The organism is Corallococcus exercitus (assembly GCF_042231735.1).
Lineage (GTDB): Bacteria > Myxococcota > Myxococcia > Myxococcales > Myxococcaceae > Corallococcus > Corallococcus exercitus_B.
Window position 1 is genome coordinate 3,474,794 of sequence record NZ_CP102577.1, and the last position, 17,858, is coordinate 3,492,651.

The following is a 17,858-nucleotide window of genomic DNA, read 5'->3' on the forward strand; positions in this document are numbered from 1 at the left end:
AGTTACTGCTGCTGCTGCATCGCGCCAAGGCTTCGGTCGACCAATCGCTTCACGGCGCCTACCAGGAACAATGAGCCTGTCGCCAGGACGAGGCCGTCCGGACGACCCACTGCATCGGCCCTCGCTCCGGCAAGGGCCTCCTCCAGGGAGGCGTGCGAGACGACCCGTGAACACAAAACCCGTGCTTCAGCGATGTATCGCTCCGGAGCGAGCGAGCGTGGCGTGTCCAGCGGCGTGAGGTGCACGGAGGCCGCCAGCGGAAACAGGGCCTGCATCATCGGTCCCCGGTCCTTGTCCGCAACCACCCCGAAGACGAGGTGCAGCGGCCTGCCCGCGTAGAGGGCCCGCAGCGCCTCCAGCAGCACCGCCACGCCCGCCGGGTTGTGCGCGCCATCCACCACCACCAGGGGATCCCGCGCCAGCTCCTCCAGCCGCCCCGGCCAGCGCGCGGTGGCCAGGCCCTCGCGCGCGGCCTCCGGGGTCACCGCCACGCCCCGGGCCCGGAGGGCCTCCAGGCAGGCCAGGGCCACCGCCGCGTTCTGGTGCTGATAGGGACCGCGCAGCGCGAGCGTGAGGCCGTCGAGCGACCAGCCGGTGCCCCGATACGACAGCGTCCCATTGGACCCGGGGACGATGCCGAAGTCGCGACCCTCGACCTGGACGGGCACGGCGAGCTGCTCCGCGCGGCGCAGGAGCGCGTCCAGGGCCTCCGGCTCCTGCTTCGAGAGCACCACCGGGACACCGGCCTTGAAGATGCCGGCCTTCTCCCCGGCGATCTCCCGGAGCGAGTGGCCCAGGTACTCCATGTGGTCGAAGGACACGGGGGTGACGCACGTGACGACCGGGCTCGCGGCGCTGGTGGCGTCCAGCCGGCCGCCCAGCCCCGTCTCCAGCACGGCCACGTCCACGCGCTCGCGGGAGAAGTGCCAGAGCGCGACCACGGTGCCGAACTCGAAGTACGTCATCGGCTCCGTCAGCGCGGAGGGGTAGCGCTCCAGCACCTCCAGGATGCGCTGTCCGAAGACGTCGTCCGGGATGTCCGCGCCGGACACGCGGATCCGCTCATTCACGCGCACCAGGTGCGGGGACGTGTAGAGCCCCACGCGGTGGCTGGCGGCCTCCAGCGCGCGCGCCACGAAGGCGCAGGTGCTGCCCTTGCCGTTGGTGCCGGCGACGTGCAGCGCCGGGTAGTCGCGCTCCGGATGGTCGAGCGCGGCGAGCGCGTCCTTCACCCGCTCCAGCCCCAGCTTGATGCCGGAGGGGTTGAGCGCCTGGAAGAAGCGCAGGGCCTCTTCCGGAGTCCGGGGGGCGGCGCGTGGGGCGTCCATGGGGTGGAGGCCCGCCGCCCTACCCCAGCATGCCCAGGAGCTGGCCCAGCTTCCCGCGCAGCTCCTTGCGGTGGACGATGGCGTCGATCATCCCGTGGTCCAGCAGGAACTCCGAGCGCTGGAAGCCCTCCGGCAGCTTCTGGCGGATGGTCTGCTCGATGACGCGCGGGCCGGCGAAGCCGATGAGGGCCTTGGGCTCCGCGAGGATGATGTCGCCCAGCCAGGAGAAGGACGCGGCCACGCCGCCCGTCGTGGGGTTGAGCATCACGGAGATGTACGGCTTGCCGCTGGTGCGGAAGCGGGCAATGGCCGCGGACGTCTTCGCCATCTGCATGAGGGAGAAGATGCCCTCCTGCATGCGCGCGCCGCCGGAGGCGGAGAACACCACCGCGGGGCACTTGAGCTCGAAGGCGCGCTCGAACACGCGCGTGACCTTCTCACCGACGACGGAGCCCATGGAGCCGCCCATGAACTCGAAGACGAAGCTGCCGATGGAGACGGGGTGGCCCTCGATGCGGCCCACGCCGGAGATGAACGCGTCGTTCTCCCCCAGGTTCTTGCGCGTGGACTTCAGCCGGTCCTTGTACTTCTTGGAGTCGGTGAAGCCGAGCGGGTCCTGGGGCTCCAACTCCTTGTCGAACTCCTCGAAGGAGTCCGGGTCCAGCGTGGCGGCGAGGCGCGCGCGAGCCGTCCAGGCGTGGTGGTGCTCGCAGTGCATGCACACCATCCAGTTCTTCTCGAGCTCCTGGCGGTAGATGATTTCGTCGCACTGCTCGCACTTGGCCCAGAGGCCCTGCATGCGGGAGGGCTGGGGCTCGGCGGCGGGCTCGGAGTCGACGGCGATGCGGGGCTTCTTGGAGAACCAGGCCATGAGGCCCGGGGGTTAATCCGGCCGCCGCGAGCCGTCAATACCTCCGTACGGCGCGCCGCGGCACGACCGGCCCTAGAACTGGAACGTCTCCCCCAGCTCCAGGACGTTCACGGGCAGCGGGGCCAGCTCCTTCTTGAGCTGGGTCACGAAGGCGGGCTTCAGGTGGTAGAGCATCACCTGGGCGCCGTTGCGGTCGAACTTGCGCAGCTCCGACCCCACGGTGGCGGGCGTCAGGTGGCCGGAGATGTCCGCCAGGGCCTGGAGGCTGTTGGGGAAGCTGGCCTCCAGCAGCAGCGCCTTGAGGTTCTTCGTGGCGTTGAGCGCCTTCCACAGCTTGTCCGTGGGGCCGGTGTCGCCGCTCATGGCGAGCGACGACTTGCCGTCGCTGATGATGAAGGCGCACGACTCCACGGGGTGGCTCACCGGCACGCTCTTCACGGTGTAGGGGCCTACCTGGAAGGTGCTGCCGGCGCGGAAGGTCTTGATGGCGAGGACGGGCTTGTGGCGCGTGGGGATGCGCGTGAAGTCCGGCCACAGCGAGTTGTTGAACATGTTCTCGCGCAGCGCCTTGGCGCACTCGCGGGAGGCATGGATGGTGACGGGCCTGTCGCGCCGGCCGATGACGAGGTCGGCGAGCAGCGGCAGGTCCTTCACGTGGTCGAAGTGGCTGTGGCCGACGAGCACGTCGTCCACCTTGCAGAGCTGCTCCAGCGAGAGCGTCCCGGTGAGTGCGCCCGCGTCGAGCGCGAGCACGTCGTCCACGAGGAAGCAGGTGCTCCTGCACGTGGGAAGCTCGCCGCCGTGGCACCCGAGGACTTGCAGCTTCACGCTAGAGGTCTCCGAACTTCCACTTCATCTCGAGGTAGTTGAGGAAGTCATGCAGCCGGGCCGTGTCATACACGGTGACCCTGTCACCGCTGCGCTCGATGAGGCCCGCGCGCTCCAGGCGCTCCAGCATGCTGCGCACGGCGGGCTCGCCCACGCCGATCTGCCGGGGCATCTCCCGCACGGCGAAGTCCACCTCCACGCCCTCCTCCAGCGGCCGGCCGCGCGTCTGGCAGGCCTGGAGGATCTGGTGCACGACGCGGCTCGCCGGGTCGCCGTGGAGCAGGTTCTCAATCTGGGCGTCCGCCTCGGAGAGGCGCTCGGCCAGCTTCTTGATCATCCGCACGGCGATCTCCGCGTTGCCGCGGATCATCGCCTCGAAGGTCTTGGGGTCGATGACGAGCAGCTTCGCGTCGTCATGCACGACGGCGGAGGCGTTCCGGGGCTTGTTGGAGATGATGGCCATCTCGCCGAAGAACTCGCCCGGGCCCAGCACCGCGAGCACCTTCTCCACGTCGCGCACGCGCTTGGAGATGGCGATCTTCCCGGACTGGATGACGAACATCTCCTTGCCGATCTCTCCCTCGCGGAAGAGCTCGGTGCCCTTGGGGAACTCCTTGCCAAAACGTTGAAAGAGGGTTTCCTCGGCGCCCATCTGGCCCGCGAGTCAATCAGCCCCCATCCCACCGGTCAAATATCCCAGACCGATATCGCTCCGGCGCCCGAGGTTCGGGGCCCGTGGCCCTACTTGGTGGTGGCGGTGAAGACGCCGGCCCAGTCCTCCGGGGGCGGTTGGAGCCGGTGCGCGGCGACGGCCTCCAGGTAGCGCCGCGAGGCGGAGTCGTCCGGCCAGCAGGCGAGCACCTCCTGGAAGCGCGCCTGGGCCCCGTCCCAGTCCCGGGCGCTGAAGCGCGCGACGGCGTCCTCGAAGGTGGCCAGGGGCCGGGCGTCTCCGGGTGACGGAGGACCGAGCGCGCGCAGCTCGTAGAGGCCCACGGGTTCGCGCTTCCCCTTGACGCGCACGGCGCCCAGGCGGCGGGCGGTGACGTGGTCCTTCACCAGCGCGTGGGTGTGCTCGGAAATGAGGATGCGGGTGCCGTACTCCTTGTTGAGCCCTTCCAGGCGGGAGGCGAGGTTCACCGCGTCGCCCATCACGGTGTAGTTGAAGCGGTCGTGGGTGCCCATGTGGCCCACGTTCATGAAGCCGGTGTGGATGCCCACGCCAATGTCCACCTCCGGCTGGCCCGCCGCGCGCCAGCGGGCGTTGAGGGCCTGGAGCGTGTCCAGGAACGCGAGCGCCGCGCGGCAGGAGCGCAGCGCGTGGTCCGGTTGATCCACCGGCGCGCCCCAGAAGCACATGATGGCGTCGCCGATGTACTTGTCGAGCGTGCCCCCGTGCTGGAAGACGACGTCCGTCATGGGCGTGAGGTACTCGTTGACCAGCGCCACCAGCCGCTCCGGGGGCAGCCGCTCCGACAGCGTGGTGAAGCCCCGGATGTCGGAGAAGAGGACGGTGAGTTCCTTGCGCTCGCCGCCCAGCTTCAGCCGCTCCGGGTGGGCGAGCACCTGCTCCATCACGCTCGCGTCCAGGTAGTGCTGGAACGCGTGGCGCAGGCGGGCCTTCTCCTGATCCACCGTGAGGTAGCTCAGGAACAGCAGGCCCACGGCCGTGATCAGCAGCGACGTCACGGGGAGGACGGTGGCCACCTGGACGCCCGCGCCGAAGAGGAGCTGATCCACGCCCAGGTACGCGAGCACGAGGAGCACCGCGGCGCCCAGCATCCACGCCATGCGCACGCGGGTCACCAGCCGGGCCAGCAGCCACGCCGCCGCGAGCATGAAGGCCGCCTCCAGCCGCCACGCGAACGCGGGCCGCACCAGGAAGTCCTGGCGGAGGATGTTGGACAGCATGGCGGCGTGCACGAAGACGCCGGGCTCCAGCTCGTGGAACGGCGTCACGCGCTGATCGAAGTTGCCGGTGAGCGTGAGCCCCACCAGCACGGCCTTGCCGCGCACGGCCGCCGGGTCGAAGCGGCCGTCCACCACGTCCCCCAGGCTCAGCGTGGGGAACACGCCGGAGTCTCCGGGGTAGTTGATCAGCAGGAACGGCTCGGACTCCGGCAGCGGGACGAAGCGGTGCGCGTGGTGCTGCCTCCGCAAGCGCAGGCCCACGAGCCGGTCCGTGTCGGGGTCCAGCATGGGCTCCACCTGCGCGCCCAGGTACGCCGCGGCCACCTGCACGTCGAGCGACGGCAGGAAGCCTCCCTCCCCTTCCAGCTTCGCCAACGGCGGAAGGCGCCGGAGCGTGCCGTCCGCGTCGGGCACGGCGCTGAAGAAGCCCAGGCGGGAGCTGGCGCGGGCCAGCTCCGGCAGCGGCAGCTGGGCGGAGGCATTGCGCCACCCGGGCACGGCGGTGAAGTCGCGCGCGATGGAGGCGCCCGGCGTGAGGGGGCTGAAGAAGCCGCGCAGCAGGTGCGGGGCGAGGAGCGGGGCGCGCTCGGCCTGCTGCTTCGCGAAGAGGTCCCGGTCCGAAGACGGATAGACGATGACGCCCTGCACGGCCCGGGGCGTGCGCGCGAGCGCGGCGGCCAGCGCGGCGTCGCCGGTGTCCGAGGCACGGGCGGCCCAGGTCCTGCGCCACTCGGCGAGCGCGGGGGCGGCGGTGAAGGCCCCGGGGGACTCCTGGAGGACGCGGTCCAGGGTGCGCACGGCTTCCGCTCGCACCTGGGAGGCCGCGCTGGGGTCCGCGTCGGCGAAGACCATGTCCAGGCCGATGGCGACGGCGCCCGCGTCGCGCAGGTGGTCCAGGGCCACGGCCACCTGCTCCCGGGGCCAGGGCCAGCGGCCGTGGGTCTGGACGCTCTTCTCATCCACGGCGACCACCACGACGTCGGGATGAGGCGCCCGCATGCCCCGCAGTCGGAACTGACCGTCCGTGACCCGACCTTCCAGGACGTGGAGGCCGCGGATCAGCAGGGGGACCCGGGGAGCCCCGTCCGCCATCAGGCCGATGGCGGGCGTCCGCTCCACCCAGGCGTGGAGGCCACAGAGGAGCGCGGCCAGTCCCAGGGCGAGCAGCGAGAAGCGGTGGCGCGACAGGACGGTCCTCATGCCGGGGGGCATGGTAGCCGCAAACCCGACACGTCCGCGCCGAGGCCCGAGACAGAGGCCCCCGGGAGGGGTACAAGGCCGGCCCGTGGGAACGACCTACAAGCAGTCCGGAGTAGACATCGAGGCCGGCGACGCGTTCGTCGAGAAGATCAAGCCCCATGCCGCGCGCACCACGCGCCCCGAGGTGTTGGCCGGGGTGGGTGGTTTCGGCGGCCTGTTCGCACTGCCGCCCGGCAAGTACCAGGCGCCGGTGCTGGTGGCGGGCACCGACGGCGTGGGCACCAAGTTGAAGGTGGCCTTCCTGGCGGGACGCCACGACACGGTGGGCATCGACCTGGTCGCCATGTCCGTGAACGACATCCTCACCTGTGGCGCGGAGCCGCTCTTCTTCCTGGACTACTTCGCCACGGGGAAGCTGGAGGTGGACGCCGCGGCGGAGGTGGTCAAGGGCATCGCGCTGGGCTGCGAGCAGGCGGGGTGCGCACTGCTGGGCGGAGAGACGGCGGAGATGCCGGGCTTCTACGCGCGGGGCGAGTACGACGTCGCGGGCTTCTGCGTGGGCGTGGTGGAGCGCTCCGCCATCATCGACGGCAAGACGGTGAAGCCGGGCGACGCGCTCATCGGCCTCACGTCGTCGGGCCTGCACAGCAACGGCTACTCGCTGGCGCGCAAGGTGCTGCTGGACGACGCGAAGCTGCCCCTGGACATGACGCCGCCGGGGCTGGACCGGCCGCTGGGTGACGCGCTCCTGGAGCCCACGCGCATCTACGTGAAGGACGCGCTCGCGCTGTGCCAGGCCGTGAAGGTGAAGGGCATGGCGCACATCACCGGCAGCGGCATCCCGGGCAACCTGCCCCGGTGCCTGCCGGACGGGACGCGCGCGGTGCTGACCGAGTCCTCGTGGAAGAAGCCGGCCATCTTCGACCTCATCGCGAAGACGGGCGGCGTCGCGCGCGACGAGATGTTCAGCACGTTCAACATGGGCCTGGGCCTCATCGTCGTGGTGGCGAAGGAGGACGTGGCGAAGGCGCTGGAGGTCCTGCGCGCCCGGGGTGTGGAGGCGTCCGAGGTGGGCCGGGTGGAAGCGGGCCAGGGCGAGGCCACGGCGGTCATCGACCCATGAGCGCGCGGCGGGCGCGGCTGGGGGTGCTCGTCAGCGGCGGCGGGAGCAACCTGCAGGCGCTGCTCGACGCGGCCGGGCAGGCGGACTACCCGGCCGAGGTGGCGTGCGTGCTGTCCAACGTGCCCACGGCGTTCGCGCTGGAGCGCGCCCGGAGGGCGGGCGTGCGCGCGGAGGTGGTGGACCACAAGGGCTTCGGGTCGAAGGCGGACTTCGAGGCGGCGGTGCTCGGCGTGCTGGCCGACGCGGGCGTGGAGTGGGTGTGTCTGGCCGGCTTCATGCGGCTGGTGAGCGCGGACTTCCTCAAGCGCTTCCCGGGGCGCGTGCTGAACATCCACCCTTCCCTGCTGCCCGCGTTCCCGGGCCTGCATGCGCAGCGGCAGGCGCTGGAGCGCGGCGTGAAGGTGGCCGGCTGCACGGTGCACTACGTGGACGCGGGCACGGACACGGGCCCCATCATCGCGCAGGCCGCGGTGCCCGTGCTGCCGGAGGATGACGAGGCGAGCCTGAGCGCGCGCATCCTCGCGGAGGAGCACCGGCTGTATCCGCTGGCCGTGCGGCTGGCGGTGACGGGCGCGGTGACGCTGGATGGGACGCGCACGAAGGTGGCTGCGCGGGTGACGGGAGACGCTGGAGCCCTGCGCAGCCCGGGTGCCCCGAAGTGACGAAGGCGCAGGGCCCGGGTCCCGAGGCGAGCGCGCAGCAGGCCGGCCATGTGCCCCAGCCCGGGGCTGCTTCGCGGCCTCCCGGCTCCGATGCACCGGCTTCTCCCCAGGCCGTTCCAAGAGGCCTGGCGGAGCGTGCTCCGACGTCCGGAGACGATGCCGAGGCCCGGGAAGCTCGACGGGCGGCCCTGCGTGAAGCCCCCACGGTGCTGGTCAGCGCGTGCCTGCTGGGCGAGGCGTGCCGCTACGACGGACGTTCGCAGCGTTCAGAGCGCGTGCTCGCGGCGCTGGAGGGCAAGGCGGTCATCCCCATCTGCCCGGAGGCCGCCGCGGGCCTGGGCATTCCACGGCCTCCCGTGGACCTCGCCGGTGGAACGGGCGTGGACGTCTGGGCCGGCCGTGCGCGGGCCCTCACGCGGGAGACGCGCGAGGACCGCACCGCCGCGTTCCAGGATGGCGCCCGGCAGGCCCTGGAGGCCGCGCGTCGGTTCGACGTCACGGTGGCGCTGCTGAAGGAGAAGAGCCCCTCGTGCGGCAGCCAGCGCGTCTACGAGTCCGGCGTGCTGCGCCCCGGTGAAGGCATCACCACCGCGCTGCTGCGCGCGGACGGGCGCACCGTCGTGAGTGACGAGGACCTGTAGCGGCCTCGCCGGTCCGCCATCGGATCAGCGCGACGCGGGCAGCTCCAGCTCGTCTCCTGGCCGGGGCGCGAAGCAGGCCTCCACCTCCGCGTCCGTCACCTCCGCGAGCGTGGCCGGGCTCCAGCGCGGCTTCTGATCCTTGTCCACCAGCACCGCGCGGATCCCTTCCTTGAAGTCTGGCCGCGCGGTCAGCGCCTGGCTCAGCCGGTACTCCATGCGCGCCGTCGCGTCGTAGTCCTGACCGCGTCCGATGCGAAGCTGCCGCAGCGTCACCCGGAGGCTCGTGGGCGACATGCGCAGCAGCGTCGCGCGGGTCTCCTCCGCCCACGGCGTGCCCTCGCGCTCCAGCGCCGCGAGGATGTCCTCCACGCGGTTCCCCTGGAAGCACCGCGCGATGACGTCCGCCCGCGCCGCGAGCCCCGAAGCCCCCGGCTCCTGATGGAAGCCCTGGAGCACACGCGCCGCCACGTCGCGCCCCGGCCCGCTCCAGTCCGCGGCCACCAGCGCGGCCAGCACGTCCTCCAGCCGCGAGGACTCAACCCGGTGCGTCGCGTACCCCAGCCACAGCGCATCCGCCGCGTCACACCGCGCGCCGGTGAGCCCCAGGTACGTCCCCGTCTCGCCGGGGAAGCGCGGCAGGAACCAGCCTCCGCCCACGTCCGGGAAGATGCCGATGGCCGTCTCCGGCATCGCGAGCACCAGCTTCTCCGTCACCGCCCGGAAGGCCCCGTGCACGGACAGTCCCAGCCCACCGCCCATGCAGATGCCGTCCACCAGCGCGATGAACGGCTTCGGGAAGTGGTGGATCCGGTGGTTGAGCGCGTACTCCGCGAGGAAGAACTCGCGCGACAGCGACGTGCCCTCGTCCTGCCGTGCGACCGAACCAGCCACCGCGCGCACGTCCCCTCCCGCGCAGAACGCCTTGCCCCCCGCGCCGCGGATCACCACTGCCTTCACGGACGGATCCGCCGCCCATGTGTCCAGTTGGGGATGCAGCGCCCGGCACATCTCCAGCGAGAGCGCGTTGAGCGCCTTCGGTCGGTTGAGGGTGACCAGGCCCACGGCGCCCCGCGTCTCCAGCAGCACGTCCTCGCTCATGCCGTGGGGGATATCAGCCCGGAAGGGGCTCGCACGCGAGATTCGGGGGTGACATGGCGGCCAGAATCGGTATTGGGAAGAACATGACTTCCGCAGCCGCCCCCCTGCTCGCCGCCGTCTTCGACATGGATGGCACGCTCGTCGACAACATGGACTTCCACAACCGCGCCTGGGTGACGCTCGCCCGGAAGCTCGGGCTGGAAGGCCTGACGGCGGAACGTTTCCAGAACGAGTTCGCGGGCAAGAAGAACGAGGAGATCCTCCCGCAGCTGCTGGGCCGCAACCTCTCCGTCGCGGAGCTGGACGCGCTCGCCGAGGAGAAGGAGTCCCACTACCGCGCCATCTACCGGCCCTATCTGGCGCTGCACCGGGGCGCGGAGGGCTTCCTGCACCGCCTGCGCGACGCGCGCCTGCCCATGGCCGTGGCCACCGCCGCCCCGCAGGACAACCGCGAGCTGGTGCTGGACGGGCTCTCCGTGCGGTCGCTCTTCACCAGCATCGTCGGCGCCGAACAGGTGACGCGTGGCAAGCCCGCGCCGGACATCTTCCTCGCGGCGGCGAGGGCGCTGCAGGTGCCCCCCGAGTCGTGCCTGGCCTTCGAGGACGCCATCAACGGCGTGCTGTCCGCGCGCGCCGCCGGCATGGTCACCGTGGGCATCACCACCACCACGACCGCGGAGGCGCTGAAGAAGGCGGGGGCCCACTACACCGCCCCGGACTTCGACACGCTGCCCCCGGAGCTGCTCGCGCGCCTGTTCAGCTCCAGGGTCTGAAGGGGGCCCGCCCGCCCCACCCCGGGTCCGGCCTCCCCGGCAAGCGGGGCGCCAAAAGGGCGCCAGACGCGGTGACGTTGTGTAGTGTTCGGCGGCCATGTCGACGTCCGCCGCCAAACTCAAGCTCCCCTCGGGCCCGTCCCGGCACGTGTACGACGTCATCGTGCTGGGCAGCCAGGTCGGAGGCGCGCTCGCCGCCGCGCTCCTGGCGAAGCGCAACCACCGCGTGTTGCTGGTGGAGCACGACGGCATGGGGCCCGGCTACGAGCACGACGGCTTCGTGCTGCCCTACGCCCCCTTCGTCGCGCCGCCCCTCAAGGCGATGCCCGCGGTGGAGGAGGCCCTCAACGAGCTGGGGCTGTCCACCGCCATCGGCCGCGCGCTGCGCCCCCACGCCCCGGAGCTCCAGCTGGTGCTGCCCAGGAACCGGGTGGACCTGTCCGGGGACGCCGCCCGCCGCCGCGCGGAGCTGACGCGTGAGTTCGGCGAGGCCGGCGAGGGCATCCAGGGCGCGCTCACCGGCAGCGCCGCGCAGCACGAGGCCACCGACGCCTTCTTCAAGGAAGGCCCCCAGCTGCCGCCCGACGGCTTCTTCGAGGGCTGGAAGCTCAAGGGGCAGATCAAGGAACACCCGGCCCTGGAGGCCACGCCCCGGCTGGCGGGCGAGGATCCGGCGCTGTCGCTGGTGCGCGGCCTGCTGCCCTTCCTGGTCCACCTGGAGAAGCCCTCCGCGCCCCTGGCGCACACGCGGGCCCTGTCCCAGGTGCTCACCGCGCCGTCCACCTACCCCGGCGGCATGGACGCCCTGCGCGACGTGCTCACCCGGCGGCTGACGGAGCTGGGCGGCGACGTGCTGGGCCGCGACAACCCGGCGGGCTTCATCGTCGAGGAGCTGGCGTTCGACGGCAGCAAGTTCTCCGGCGTGAAGCTGGTGCGCTCGGACACGCTCTACCGCGCGTCGTGCCTGGTGACGGCCACGGACTCCGGGGCGCTGCGCCGGCTGGTGACGGACAAGAAGCACAACCGCGGCCTGCTGGAGCACCTGGACCAGTCCAACATCAAGTCGCTGCTCTTCAGCGTGAACTGGGTGGTGCCGGAGGCGGCGCTCCCGCGCGGCATGGGCGAGCTGGTGCTCGTGGACACCCAGGACCCGGAGCTGGGCCCGCTGCTCGTGCAGCAGCACCCGGCGCGCACGGGGGGCAAGGACGTGGAGGGCGTGCGCGTGGTGTGCGCGGGCGCCTTCGTCCCGGCCACCGCGCGCGAAGAGGGCGAGGAGCACCTCCGGGCCCTGGCCGCGCGCATCGACGAGCACCTGGACCGGCTGATGCCCTTCACGAAGCAGCACCGCGCGCTGCGCTCGGTCCCCTACCTGGACGCCGGGGGAGTGCGCGGCAGCCGGCTCATGCCCCACCCGCTCTACAGCTTCGAAACGGAAGCCTTCCTGGGCGTCACGGGGTTGAAGCAGCGCACGCCCGCGAAGAACGTGATCCTGGCGGGCCGCGAGGTGTTGCCCGGCCTGGGCCTGGAGGGCGAGCTGCTCGCGGGCATGCGCGCCGCGCGGCTGGTGCAGGACATGTTGAAGAAGAAGGATCCGCTCAAGGGATAGGCCCTCGGGTCGGATCCGGCTGGATTTCCGGCCTGTTTCTGGTAGGGTCCGCCGCTCTTTTATGGGCTGTCGTTGAACGCCCCAGATTTCAAGGAGTTAGCAGTCATGGCGTGGAAGTGCGACCTCTGTGGGAAGCGTCCGCTGGTGGGTAACAACGTCAGCCACGCGAACAACAAGACCAAGAAGCGGACCCTGCCGAACCTGCAGAAGGTCCGGGCGAACGTGAGCGGCAGCATCGAGCGCGTGCTGGCCTGCACCCGCTGCATCAAGGCCGGCAAGGTGACCAAGGCCGCCTGAAGTCCGGGAGCCTTCCGGTGGGCATGACGCGCGCTCGAAAGTCCGCGCTTCCGCCCACCGAACGGCTCCATCCCCGTGCGGATGACCTGGACCTCCTCCCTGTCGAGGCGGTCGTCCGACGGTTGCATCAAGAAGACCTGATCGCGCTCCGCGCGGTCCGTGAGGCGTTGCCGTCCATCGCGACGGCGGCCCGGACCGTGGCGGAAGCGTTACACGCTGGCGGCCGGCTGCTCTACGTGGGCGCGGGCACCAGCGGACGGCTCGGCGTGCTCGACGCGAGCGAGTGTCCCCCCACCTTCGGTGTCCCCGCGACGCGGGTCCAGGCGGCCATCGCTGGCGGCCGGAAGGCCCTGACGCGCGCCGTGGAGGGCGCCGAGGACGACGTCGGCGCGGGAGCCCGGGCGGTGCGGACCTTCCGGGCGACAGCGCGGGACGTGGTGTGCGGCATCACCGCCTCCGCCTCCACGCCGTATGTCCGGGGCGCGCTGGACGCGGCCCGCGAGCGTGGGGCGCGCACGGTGCTGGTGTGCTGCAACCCGCCCGGGCCGCTCATGCGCGCGGACACGGTGGTGCTGGCGCGCACGGGGCCGGAGGTGGTGGCGGGCTCCACGCGGCTGAAGGCGGGCACGGCGACGAAGCTCGTGCTCAACGCCATCACCACCGCGGCGTTCGTGTCGCTGGGCCACGTGTACCGGGGACGCATGGTGGACGTGCGTGCGACGAACGCGAAGCTGCGGGCCCGCGCGGTGCGCATGGTGGCGGAGCTGACGGACCTGCCTCCGGCGCGGGCAGCGGCACTGCTCGAAGCCGCGGGGGACAACGTGAAGCTGGCGCTGGCCATGCACTTCACGGAGCTTCCGGCGGCCCAGGCGCGGCGCCGCTTGAAGGACGCGGGCCTGCGAGGGCTCGAGCGCCCGGCGAAGGCCCGAGCGGCTTCGGTGAGAAAGCCGCGCCCGCGCACCCGGCCCTGACGCGGCGCGGTCCAGGACGAGGGCCCGAGGACTGCCGGAACCCGAACAGGGAGCATTCCGAAGAGCGTCATTCCCAGACACACGGGGTGCCCGCCGGGCGGGGGTCCGGCGAGCGTGGGTGCCGGGCTTTAGACTTGGAGCATGCGCCCCGCCACGCCACCCTCCCCCTCCCTGCCGCCCCGGCTGTGCGTGGGCGTGCTGTCCGGCACCAGCGTGGACGCGGCGGACGCGGCCCTGTGCCGCGTGGAGGGCACGGGCGCGGACGTGACGCTCCAGCTGATCGCGCACGTCTCACGCCCCTTCTCCCCGGACCTCGTCGCGCGGGTCCTGGGGCCGCAGGACGCCCGGAGCCTCTGCGCCCTCAACTTCGAGCTGGGGGAGCGCTTCGCCGAGGCCGTCCTCGCCGTCATCGCGCGCGCGGGCGTGAAGCCCGAGGACATCCACGTCGTCGGCTCGCACGGCCAGACGATGGCCCACCTGCCCCCGGACCTGTCCCCCATCGCCTCCACGCTCCAGATTGGCGAAGCGGACGTCATCGCCGAGCGCACCGGCCTGCCCGTCGTCAGCGACTTCCGCACGCGCGACATGGCCGTGGGCGGCCAGGGCGCCCCGCTGGTGCCCTACCTGGACTGGGCCGTCTTCCGGAACCGCGAGCGGCCGGACGCCACGCGCGCGTTCCTCAACCTGGGCGGCATCGCCAACGTGAGCGTCGTGGGCGAGCACCTGGACGACACGCTCGCGTTCGACACCGGCCCCGCGAACATGGTGCTGGACGGCCTGGCGCGCAGGGTGACGCAGGGACAGCTCGGGTGCGACCGGGACGGGAGCCTGTCCTCCCGGGGCCAGGTGATTCCAGGGCTCCTGGAGGAGCTGCTCGCGCACCCGTTCCTCGCCCGTCCCCCACCGCGCAGCGCGGGTCGCGAGGGCTTCGGCGAGGCGCTGGTGGACCGGCTCTGGAAGGCGGCCCCGGAGCGGCCCCACGACCTGATGGCCACCGCGCGCGCCTTCACCGTGGAGGCCACCGCGCGCGCCTTCGAGACCTGGGTGCACCCCCGCTTCCCCCGGCTGGAGGCGGTGTATGCCTCCGGGGGTGGGACGCGGAACCCGGTGCTCATGGCGGACCTGCGGGCGCGGCTGGCCCCGGTGCCGCTGGAGCGGCTGGACGTGCTGGGCTTCCCGGAGGAGGCGAAGGAGGCGGCCCTCTTCGCCCTGCTCGCGGCCGAGCACCGGGCCGGGACGCCCGCGAATGTTCGCCCCGCAACTGGCGCGAGGCGCCGAGTCGTTCTAGGTAAGCTGACACCGTGAGCAGCGTGAACCTGATGGCCCGCGAAGTGGCCGCGAAGATCGTCTTCTACGGCCCCGGCCTGTCGGGGAAGACGACGACCCTGCGAAAGGTCTACGAGACCGTTCGCCCGGCCCACCGCGGCGAGATGATGTCCATCGCCACCGAGGGCGACCGGACGCTCTTCTTCGACTTCCTGCCCGTGAAGGTGGAGCGCGTGGGCGACTGCTCCGTGCGCCTGGCCCTCTACACCGTGCCCGGACAGGTCTTCTACAACGCCACCCGCAAGCTGGTGCTCCAGGGCGCGGACGGCGTGGTGTTCGTGGCGGACTCGCAGGCGGAGGCCATGGACGCCAACCGCGAGTCCCTGGCCAACCTGGAGGAGAACCTCCTGGAGAACGGCATCCGGCTGGACCGCTTCCCGCTGGTGATGCAGTGGAACAAGCGGGACCTGGACAACGTCCTCTCCGTGGAGGAGCTGCGCCGGGAGCTCAACCCGCGCGGCGTCCCCGACTTCGAGTCGGCCGCCACCAGCGGCCGCGGCGTGATGGACACGCTCAAGACCATCACCCGGCTGGTCATCAAGGACCTGCGCGCCAAGCGCATCGTCCCGCCGCCCCGCCCCGCGCCGCCCGCGCCCGGCAGCGCCCCCGCGGGCCTGGAGGCGCAGCTCGCGCAGCACCTGCACCACCGCCAGCCTCCGGCCGCGACGCCGGCCGCCTCCACGGGCTCCACCGCCGCCGCCATCTCCGCCACGCCCGTGCCCCGCACGCTGACGGCGCCCGCCCCGCCCCGCGTGGAGCCCGCCGCCGTGCCCGTCGTCTCCGCGAACACGGGCAGCAAGGTGCTGGGGCCCACCAGCGCGCTGGCTCCCGGGGACCTCTTCGACCACGCCCGGGCCGCGGAGGCCGCCTTCATCGCCGGGGACTACACCACCTGCGTCACCGCCTGCACCGACGCCGTCCGGCGCGCGATGGCGTTCGCGGGTGAGGGCTCCCTGGCCCAGCAGGCCTTCCTGCTGCACGTGGATGGTTCGGACCTGCTGCGCCTGCAGGGCCTGTCCACGCTGCCGCAGCTGCGCGTGGACGACGCCGCCTTCGCGCTCTACGTCCTGATGCAGGTCTTCGTGCGGCTCAACGCCGTGGGGCTTCCGACCGCCGGGTGACGGTACGGCCGGGGCACGGCTCGCAGGCCGTGCCCACCGGCTTCACCTCAGCGCGGATACGAGAGCTGCAACAAGCCCATGCGGTGCAGCTTCGCCAGCGTCTTGAGCGTCTCCAGCTCGCGCGCGGGGCTGGCCAGCACCAGCGTGGACACGTCCCACGTCCCGCTGATGAGCCCGGCGATCTGCCGCTCCTCCGGCTTGAGCATCACCATCGTCTGCGGGGATTGGATGAGCTGCGGCACCACCAGCGGCGGCAGGTCCGCGTAGAGCGCGGCCACGTGCTCGCGCTGCACCAGGCGCGCGAACTCGCGCACGCGCCGGTCCGCCGGGTCGCTGGCCAGCAGCGACGCGCACACGATGCCGGCCGCGTCGTACTGGCCCTCGCGCATCAGCACCGCGCCCTTCTCCAGCATCTCCGCCACCGGATCCGCTTCCACCTGCGGCGCGCCGTCCACCTCCACCAGCTTCGCGCGCAACAGCTCGTGCACCCGGCGCGTCACCGACGAGCGCGACACGCCCATGGACAGCCGCAGCCGCCCCAGGTTCTGCGGCGTCGTCGTCAGCGCCAGGATGATCCGGTGCATCAGGGGCTGGCTGGGGCTGGGCGGCGCCAGCGCCTTCACGCTCAGCGCGTCGATGGGCAGCGCCTTGTCCACGTCCCCCTGCTCGTCCACCCAGCGCAGGGATTCGAAGAGCAGCTCGCGGATGCTCATGTCGGACGGCACCCAGTCCTCACCGGTGCGGTCCGCGTCCTCCGTCCAGTGGAACGTGCCCTGCCCCGCGATGGTCAGGTCCGTCATCGCCGCGAACAGCTCCTCGCGGCCCAGGTCCCTCACCCAGCGCGCCTGCACGCCGTGCGCGTCGAAGGCCGCGTCCACGTCCGGCGTGCGCGCCAGCTCGTCGAAGGCCGCCAGCACGCGCGTGCCCGTGGCCAGCTTCGGCAGCGACAGCAGGCGGGCCACCCGGCCGCGCAGCCCTTCGCTCGCGGTGGCGCCCACCTGGCCGGACAGGAGGAACAACTTGCGCTCGCCCGCCTCCCACGACAGCTGCAACGTCCCCGTCTTGCGGGAGCTGTCCAGCCATTGAAGGAACTCGGGGAGCGGGTAGCTGAAGAGGTCGCCGTGGATGGCCATGCGTGTCGGATTCGAGGATACAGTCCCAAGCCGTGCGCGTCGCGGTCCTGTTCATCGATGGGGTGGGCATCGGACGGAAGGACCCGGCCGTGAACCCGCTCGCGGACCGCGACCACCTCCTGGCCTGGTTCCAGGACGCCCCCACCCCCGTCCTGCCCCACGGCGGTGTGGGCCTTGCGGTGGACCCCACCTTCGGCGTGCCCGGCCGGCCCCAGTCCGCCTCCAACCAGACGGCCATCCTCACCGGCGACCCCGCCCCCGTCCTCGTGGGCGGCCATGTGCTGGGCTACCCCAACACCGCCCTGAGGGATCTGCTCGCGGAGCGCTCCATCGTGCGGCGCCTCAAGGCCGCGGGCCGCACCGCTACCTTCGCCAACGCGTACCCCGCGCCGTACCTGGACGCGCTCGGCGTCCCCCGGCGCCCGTCCACGTCCCCGCCGGAGTTCACCCTGTCGGAACGCGCCGCGCGCAAGGTGCGCCCCTCCGCCGCGAAGCTCGCCTTCGCCGCGGGCCAGGAACTCCTGCGCACGCTGGACGACGCGCGGGCGGATGACGGGCTCACCCACGACATCACCGGCGCCAACGCACGCGCGCACGGACTGGACGTGCCCTACCGCACGCCGGGCGAAGCCGCGGCCCTCTTCTGGCGCATCGCGGGCCAGGCGGACTTCACCTTCTTCGAGCACTACCTCGCCGACGAGGCCGGCCACGCGCAGGACTTCACGGCCGCTCGCCTGGCGCTCGACACCTTCGACGCCTTCCTGCGCGCCGTCGCCGCCACGCGCCCACACGACGCGCGCGTGTTGGTGTGCAGTGACCACGGCAACGTGGAGGACCTGTCGGTTCGAGGACATACCGTGCACGCGGTGCCCATGCTCTACTTCGGCCCCAGCGCTCCGGAGGTAGCGTCGTTCTCCACCGTCGCGGACGTGGGCCGCGCCGTGGTGCGCTGGCTCGGCGCCAACTGAAGGG

Annotated in this window: 17 protein-coding genes; 10 read left to right on the plus strand and 7 right to left on the minus strand. The window is 72.0% G+C overall.

Annotated elements, in window-relative coordinates; translation table 11 throughout:
- Positions 1-2 precede the first annotated feature (2 nt).
- From NR792_RS13330 to NR792_RS13350, 5 genes are all read right to left on the minus strand, one after another.
- On the minus strand, positions 3-1,328 hold the full coding sequence (locus NR792_RS13330) for a bifunctional folylpolyglutamate synthase/dihydrofolate synthase (RefSeq protein WP_375760422.1): 1,326 nt from the start codon (positions 1,326-1,328) through the stop codon (positions 3-5).
- 19 nt (positions 1,329-1,347) lie between these two features.
- Entirely contained in the window at positions 1,348-2,199 is an 852-nt protein-coding gene (accD, locus tag NR792_RS13335; protein ID WP_375760423.1) for an acetyl-CoA carboxylase, carboxyltransferase subunit beta, read from the minus strand.
- Positions 2,200-2,271: 72 nt separating this feature from the next.
- Positions 2,272-3,027, minus strand: a complete 756-nt coding sequence (locus NR792_RS13340) for an MBL fold metallo-hydrolase (RefSeq protein ID WP_120527169.1) — start codon at positions 3,025-3,027, stop codon at positions 2,272-2,274.
- A 1-nt stretch (position 3,028) separates the two neighbouring features.
- The gene (locus NR792_RS13345; RefSeq protein WP_375760424.1) at positions 3,029-3,679 is read right to left on the minus strand and encodes a Crp/Fnr family transcriptional regulator; all 651 of its coding nucleotides are present in this window, start codon (positions 3,677-3,679) and stop codon (positions 3,029-3,031) included.
- 89 nt (positions 3,680-3,768) lie between these two features.
- Entirely contained in the window at positions 3,769-6,135 is a 2,367-nt protein-coding gene (locus tag NR792_RS13350; protein ID WP_375760425.1) for a CHASE2 domain-containing protein, read from the minus strand.
- Between the two features lie 85 nt (positions 6,136-6,220).
- On the opposite strand from NR792_RS13350, the gene purM reads away from it, so the two are divergent.
- The 3 genes from purM to NR792_RS13365 are packed head-to-tail and all read left to right on the plus strand — an operon-like array spanning position 6,221 to position 8,561.
- The gene (purM, locus tag NR792_RS13355; protein WP_207056035.1) at positions 6,221-7,258 is read left to right on the plus strand and encodes a phosphoribosylformylglycinamidine cyclo-ligase; all 1,038 of its coding nucleotides are present in this window, start codon (positions 6,221-6,223) and stop codon (positions 7,256-7,258) included.
- Entirely contained in the window at positions 7,255-7,920 is a 666-nt protein-coding gene (gene purN, locus NR792_RS13360; RefSeq protein WP_375760426.1) for a phosphoribosylglycinamide formyltransferase, read from the plus strand. The genes purM and purN overlap by 4 nt, the downstream gene beginning before the upstream one ends.
- Entirely contained in the window at positions 7,917-8,561 is a 645-nt protein-coding gene (locus NR792_RS13365; RefSeq protein WP_375760427.1) for a DUF523 domain-containing protein, read from the plus strand. Before purN ends, NR792_RS13365 begins: the two co-directional genes overlap by 4 nt.
- Positions 8,562-8,585: 24 nt before the next feature.
- On the opposite strand, the gene NR792_RS13370 is transcribed toward NR792_RS13365, so the two are convergent.
- On the minus strand, positions 8,586-9,659 hold the full coding sequence (locus tag NR792_RS13370; RefSeq protein WP_375760428.1) for an enoyl-CoA hydratase/isomerase family protein: 1,074 nt from the start codon (positions 9,657-9,659) through the stop codon (positions 8,586-8,588).
- Positions 9,660-9,742: 83 nt separating this feature from the next.
- On the opposite strand from NR792_RS13370, the gene NR792_RS13375 reads away from it, so the two are divergent.
- From NR792_RS13375 to NR792_RS13400, 6 genes are all read left to right on the plus strand, one after another.
- Positions 9,743-10,432, plus strand: coding sequence for an HAD family hydrolase (locus NR792_RS13375; RefSeq protein ID WP_375760429.1), 690 nt, complete (start codon positions 9,743-9,745; stop codon positions 10,430-10,432).
- Positions 10,433-10,529: 97 nt separating this feature from the next.
- A complete protein-coding gene (locus NR792_RS13380; protein WP_375760430.1) occupies positions 10,530-12,038 on the plus strand; it encodes an NAD(P)-binding protein in 1,509 nt (502 codons plus the stop codon).
- A 105-nt stretch (positions 12,039-12,143) separates the two neighbouring features.
- Positions 12,144-12,335 (plus strand): 50S ribosomal protein L28, encoded by a 192-nt coding sequence (gene rpmB / locus NR792_RS13385; protein ID WP_014398134.1) that lies wholly within the window; start codon positions 12,144-12,146, stop codon positions 12,333-12,335.
- A gap of 23 nt (positions 12,336-12,358) precedes the next feature.
- Entirely contained in the window at positions 12,359-13,306 is a 948-nt protein-coding gene (murQ, locus tag NR792_RS13390; RefSeq protein WP_375760431.1) for an N-acetylmuramic acid 6-phosphate etherase, read from the plus strand.
- Positions 13,307-13,447: 141 nt separating this feature from the next.
- A complete protein-coding gene (locus tag NR792_RS13395) occupies positions 13,448-14,611 on the plus strand; it encodes an anhydro-N-acetylmuramic acid kinase (RefSeq protein WP_375760432.1) in 1,164 nt (387 codons plus the stop codon).
- The gene (locus NR792_RS13400) at positions 14,608-15,753 is read left to right on the plus strand and encodes an ATP/GTP-binding protein (protein WP_375760433.1); all 1,146 of its coding nucleotides are present in this window, start codon (positions 14,608-14,610) and stop codon (positions 15,751-15,753) included. Before NR792_RS13395 ends, NR792_RS13400 begins: the two co-directional genes overlap by 4 nt.
- Before the next feature lie 47 nt (positions 15,754-15,800).
- Here the strand turns inward: NR792_RS13400 and NR792_RS13405 are convergent, their stop codons facing one another.
- Positions 15,801-16,886 (minus strand): DUF4388 domain-containing protein, encoded by a 1,086-nt coding sequence (locus NR792_RS13405; protein WP_375760434.1) that lies wholly within the window; start codon positions 16,884-16,886, stop codon positions 15,801-15,803.
- A 32-nt stretch (positions 16,887-16,918) separates the two neighbouring features.
- On the opposite strand from NR792_RS13405, the gene NR792_RS13410 reads away from it, so the two are divergent.
- The gene (locus NR792_RS13410; protein WP_375760435.1) at positions 16,919-17,854 is read left to right on the plus strand and encodes a metalloenzyme; all 936 of its coding nucleotides are present in this window, start codon (positions 16,919-16,921) and stop codon (positions 17,852-17,854) included.
- The last annotated feature ends 4 nt before the right edge of the window (positions 17,855-17,858 follow it).